Annotated in this window: 4 protein-coding genes; all 4 read left to right on the forward strand. The window is 70.3% G+C overall.

Going from position 1 to position 5,143, the window contains the following annotated elements; translation table 11 throughout:
- On the forward strand, window positions 1-1,348 hold a 1,348-nt coding region (locus DBR36_RS06600; RefSeq protein ID WP_108318115.1), incomplete at its 5' end, for a helicase-associated domain-containing protein.
- Window positions 1,349-1,414: 66 nt separating this feature from the next.
- Entirely contained in the window at window positions 1,415-3,064 is a 1,650-nt protein-coding gene (locus DBR36_RS06605) for a DNA repair helicase XPB (RefSeq protein WP_108318116.1), read from the forward strand.
- A gap of 69 nt (window positions 3,065-3,133) precedes the next feature.
- Window positions 3,134-3,826 (forward strand): response regulator transcription factor, encoded by a 693-nt coding sequence (locus DBR36_RS06610; RefSeq protein ID WP_108318117.1) that lies wholly within the window; start codon window positions 3,134-3,136, stop codon window positions 3,824-3,826.
- Between the two features lie 82 nt (window positions 3,827-3,908).
- The coding region (locus DBR36_RS06615) for a HAMP domain-containing sensor histidine kinase (protein WP_258222601.1) at window positions 3,909-5,143 on the forward strand (1,235 nt) is incomplete at its 3' end.

Here is a 5,143-nt window from a genome sequence, read left to right on the forward strand (position 1 = left end):
GGTGAACGCCGCCTCCGAGGCGGCGTTCACCAACGCGGCGTGCGTCGCCGACATTCTCCTGCAGACGCTCGAAGCACCCCTCGGTCGCATCGGCACCGGATCCCTGGGCGCCGCCGAGCGTCGGCGGCTCGTCGACGCGGGAGCGGTGTCGACGCCCGCCGAAGCCGACCTGCTCGTGGGACTCGCCGCCGACGTGGGCCTGCTGGGGGCGAACGACCGCGCCTGGCTGGTGTCGTCCGCGGGTCGCGAATGGCTGCGTCTTCCGACTCTCGAGCGCTGGTCCCGCACCGCCGGCGCGCTGCGCGACGCCCTGCCCGGCGCGTATCGCGACGCCGACGGCGGCTGGATCCCGACCGAGCAGTGGGCGCAGGCGACGCCGTTCGACCCCGACGCGGCCGATCGTGCGACCCTCTGGATCCGCCGGCTCGTCCGCTGGGGACTCCTGGATGCCGCGGGCCACGTCACGCCGTGGGCCGAGCCCCTGTCGCACGGGGGCGAGATCGACACCTCGGCCCTGCGCGAACTGCTGCCGCCCGAGGTCGACCGCGTCTACCTGCAGAACGATCTCACCGCGATCGCACCGGGGCCGCTCGCGCCGCACCTCGACGTGCGCCTGCGCACGATGGCGGCGCGCGAGTCCCGCGCCCAGGCGTCCAGCTACCGCTTCAGCGCCGCGACCATCGGGGCGGCCATCACCGCCGGCGAGACGGCGGAGTCCCTGCGCGAGTTCCTCACCTCGATCTCGCTGACCGGTCTTCCTCAGCCCCTCGCCTACGTGATCGAGCGGACGTCCGCCGAGCACGGTCGGGTGCGCGTGGCGACCGAGCCCGAGACGCAGCTGACGCGGGTGCGCACCGACGACGAGACCCTGCTGCGCTCGATGGAGGTCGACCAATCGCTGCGCTCGATCGCCCTGAACCGCACCGATGACGACGAATTGATCTCGCACGTCTCGGCGGACGTCGTGTTCTGGGCTCTCACCGACGCCCACTATCCCGCCGTCGCGGTCGATGCCGAGGGCAACCCGCGTGCGCTCGAGCGCGCGAAGCTCGCATCCGACGCAGCCCCGAGCGCCGACCCCGTCGACACGTACGGTCCTCTTCTGCAACGTCTGCGCGCCGGAGCGGAGGACTCGGATGCCGCGTGGCTCGAGCGCGAGCTCGACCAGGCGGTACGCGCCCGAGCCGTCGTCGACGTCACGGTGCGCCTGCCCGACGGGTCGGCCCGTGTCTTCCGTCTCGAAGCGACCGGCCTCGGGGGCGGCCGTCTGCGCGGACGCGATCGCGGCGCGGACGTCGAACGCACCCTGCCGCTGTCGCACATCGACGGCGTCGCCCTGGTCGACTGACCCGCGCGGCAGGGGTGCGCGCACCCGGGAGCCGAGCGCTGCCCGACCCCGGTAAACTCGTACCTTATGGCTGACGGCCCCCTCATCGTGCAGAGCGACCGCACCGTCCTCCTCGAGGTCGCGCACCCCCAGGCAGAGACGGCGCGGCACGAGCTCGCGGTCTTCGCCGAGCTCGAGCGCGCACCCGAGCACATCCACACGTACCGCATCACCCGCCTGGGTCTGTGGAACGCCCGCGCGGCCGGGCACGACGCCGACGCCATGCTCGAGACGCTCGACAAGTGGTCGCGCTTCCCCGTCCCGGCATCCGTCAGCACCGACATCCGCGAGAGCGTGAACCGCTACGGCCGCCTCGTGATCGAGCGCGACGACGAGGGCGTCCTGGTCCTGCGATCGACGGATGCCGCCGTGCTCGGCGAGGTGTCGCGCAACAAGCGCATCGCTCCCCTGCTGATCGGGCACCCGACCCCCGACAGCTACGTCATCGACGCCTGGGCGCGCGGCCACATCAAGCAGGAGCTGCTGAAGATCGGCTGGCCCGCCGAAGACCTCGCCGGGTACACCCCCGGAACCCCGCATCCGATCGACCTCGCCGAGGACGGATGGAGCCTGCGGCCGTACCAGCGGCAGGCGGTCGACTCGTTCTCCGAGGGCGGCTCCGGCGTGGTGGTCCTGCCGTGCGGCGCGGGCAAGACCCTCGTGGGCGCCGGCGCGATGGCCGACACCCGCACGACGACGCTCATCCTGGTGACCAACACCGTCAGCGCCCGTCAGTGGCGCGACGAGCTGCTGCGCCGCACCACGCTCACTCCCGAAGAGATCGGCGAGTACTCCGGCCAGGTCAAAGAGATCAAGCCGGTCACGATCGCCACGTACCAGATCCTCACCGCCAAGCGCGGGGGCAAGTACGCCCACCTCGCCCTGCTCGACGCGCTCGACTGGGGCCTGGTGCTCTACGACGAGGTGCACCTGCTCCCCGCCCCGGTGTTCAAGCTCACCGCCGACCTGCAGGCACGACGTCGCCTGGGCCTGACCGCGACGCTCGTGCGCGAGGACGGCCGCGAGGGCGACGTCTTCAGCCTGATCGGTCCCAAGCGCTTCGACGCGCCGTGGAAGGAGATCGAGGCGCAGGGCTTCATCTCGCCGGCCGCCTGCTACGAGGTGCGCATCGACCTGCCCGCCCACGAGCGTCTCGAGTACGCGGCGGCGGCGGACGAGGACCGCTACCGCCTCGCGGCGACGGCCCCCGCCAAGATCGACGTCACCCGACGGCTGGTGCAGCGGCATCCCGGAGAACGCGTCCTCGTCATCGGGCAGTACCTCGACCAGATCGACGAGCTCGCCCAGGCGCTCGGAGCCCCGCAGATCACCGGTGCCACGCCAATCCCCGAGCGCGAGGAGCTGTTCCAGGGCTTCCGCGACGGCAGCATCCCGCTGCTCGTGGTGTCGAAGGTGGCGAACTTCTCGGTCGACCTGCCCGAGGCCTCGGTCGCCATCCAGGTGTCGGGCTCGTTCGGCTCGCGGCAAGAAGAGGCCCAGCGCCTCGGGCGCCTGCTGCGTCCGAAGCAGTCGAACCACACGGCGAGCTTCTACACGCTCATCGCCCGCGACACCGTCGACCAGGATTTCGCGCAGAACCGCCAGCGATTCCTCGCCGAGCAGGGGTACGCCTACACGATCCTGGATGCCGACGGGATCGACGCCGCGGCCGCCTGACCCATACCAGGCGGCGGCTTTCCGTTCCATATCCAGCGGTTTGCTGGGTGCGATCACGATAATGAGGGCATGACAGCTCCTCGCATCCTCGTCGTGGACGACGAACCGAACATCCGCGACCTGCTCATCACGAGCCTGCGCTTCGCCGGTTTCCAGGTGCGAGCCGTGGCCAACGGCGCGCAGACCATCTCGGCCGTGCTCGAAGAGGAACCCGACCTCATCGTGCTCGATGTGATGCTGCCCGACATGAACGGCTTCAGCGTCACCAAGCGGCTCCGCGGCGCCGGCTACACCGCCCCCATCCTCTTCCTCACCGCGAAGGACGAGACCGAGGACAAGATCGAGGGCCTCAACGCCGGTGGCGACGACTACGTCACCAAGCCCTTCAGCCTCGACGAGATCGTCGCCCGCATCCAGGCGATCCTGCGCCGCACCATGCAGGCCGACGAGGAGTCCATCATCCGCACGGGCGAGCTGACGATGGACCAGGACACGCACGACGTGAGCGTCGGCGACGTCTCGATCGACCTGAGCCCGACCGAGTTCAAGCTGCTGCGGTACCTCATGCTCAACCCCAACCGCGTGCTGTCGAAGGCGCAGATCCTCGACCACGTGTGGGAGTACGACTTCAACGGCGACGCCGGCATCGTCGAGAGCTATATCTCGTACCTGCGCCGCAAGATCGATCCGCACTCCTCCGAGCCGCTCATCCAGACCAAGCGCGGCTTCGGCTACATGCTGAAGTCGGGCAAGACGGTCTGAGCGGAGGTCTCTCCTGTCGCCCTCCGACGATGCCCTGACCCGCTGGTGGCGCGGGCTGAGCCTGCGCACCAAGGTCACCGGCGTGACCGTCGCGCTGCTCGCGATCGGGTTATTCACCGCGGGCGTCGGGACCATGGTGTTCCTGCGCACGACGCTGGTCAACAACCTCGACGAGCAGCTGGCGCAGCAGGCGGCGGGCAGCATCGCCAACAGCATCTTCACGACTACGCCGGTCGACGGTGACATCGTCTTCTCGCAGGTCGACAACGCGCCACAGATCGGGTCGATGGTCGTCGTGTACGGTCCGGATGGCCGCCGCGAGGCGTTCTACAACGGCACGGCATCCAAGGCCCTGCCCGACCTGCCTTCGACGTTCACCGTCGAGCAGACCTACGGGCAGATCGACCGCCGCATCGACCTCGAGGATCCCGAGTCCGGCCAGCACTTCCTCGCGCGGGTCGGTGTGCTGCAGGTGCCGGGCAACCCCGGCGTCTACACGCAGATGGTCGTCCAGCCCCTGGCACCGACCGACCGCATCGTCGCCGCCTACGTGGGCATCTACGCCTTCGTCGCCCTGCTCATCCTCATCGCGACCGCGCTGTTGACCCGGTGGCTGGTGACGCTGGCGTTCCGCAACCTGCGGCAGGTCGAGACGACCGCGATGGACATCGCCGCCGGCGACTTCAGCCAGCGCCTGACCGACATCGTGCCCGACACCGAGGTGGGCCGACTCAAGACCGCCATCAACGCGATGCTCGCCCGCATCGACGGCGCCCTCGGGCAACGGGATGCCACGGTGCGCCAGATGCGCCGGTTCATCGGCGACGCGAGTCACGAGCTGCGCACGCCCCTCGTGACCATGCGCGGCTACGCCGAGCTCTACCGGATGGGCGCGATCCGCTCCGACGAGGACGTCGCGCAGTCGATGGAGCGCATCGAGAAAGAGGCGATCCGCATGGGCGCCCTGGTCGAGGATCTGCTCGCCCTCGCGCGCCTCGACGAGCGCCGCGACGTATCGATCACCGAGCTCGATCTGCGCCCGATCGCCCGCGATGCCGCCCTCGACCTGCGCGTGACCTCCCCCCAGCGCGAGGTGACCGTCGACGACACCACGTCGCGCAGCGAGACGGTCCTGCCGATGATCACGCTCGACCCCCTGCTCGACGCGGGCGGGCAGCCCGCCAGCGGTTCGTCCCGCCGCAGGACGGCCCCGACGACGTCCGCGATGGCGATCGCCGCCGGCACGCTGTCGCGCTTGCGCCGCCGGCCGAAGGACGCGAGCGACCCTTCCACGACGTCCGGCGAGACGCCGACGGT

It is taken from the genome of Microbacterium sp. HMWF026 (genome assembly GCF_003061325.1).
In the GTDB taxonomy this organism is placed as follows: domain Bacteria; phylum Actinomycetota; class Actinomycetes; order Actinomycetales; family Microbacteriaceae; genus Microbacterium; species Microbacterium testaceum_E.

Bases quoted from the DNA above. Each gene is read 5' to 3' on its own strand.
- DBR36_RS06605 (WP_108318116.1), top strand. From the start codon at position 1,415: ATGGCTGACGGCCCCCTCATCGTGCAGAGCGACCGCACCGTCCTCCTC.
- DBR36_RS06610 (WP_108318117.1), top strand. From the start codon at position 3,134: ATGACAGCTCCTCGCATCCTCGTCGTGGACGACGAACCGAACATCCGC.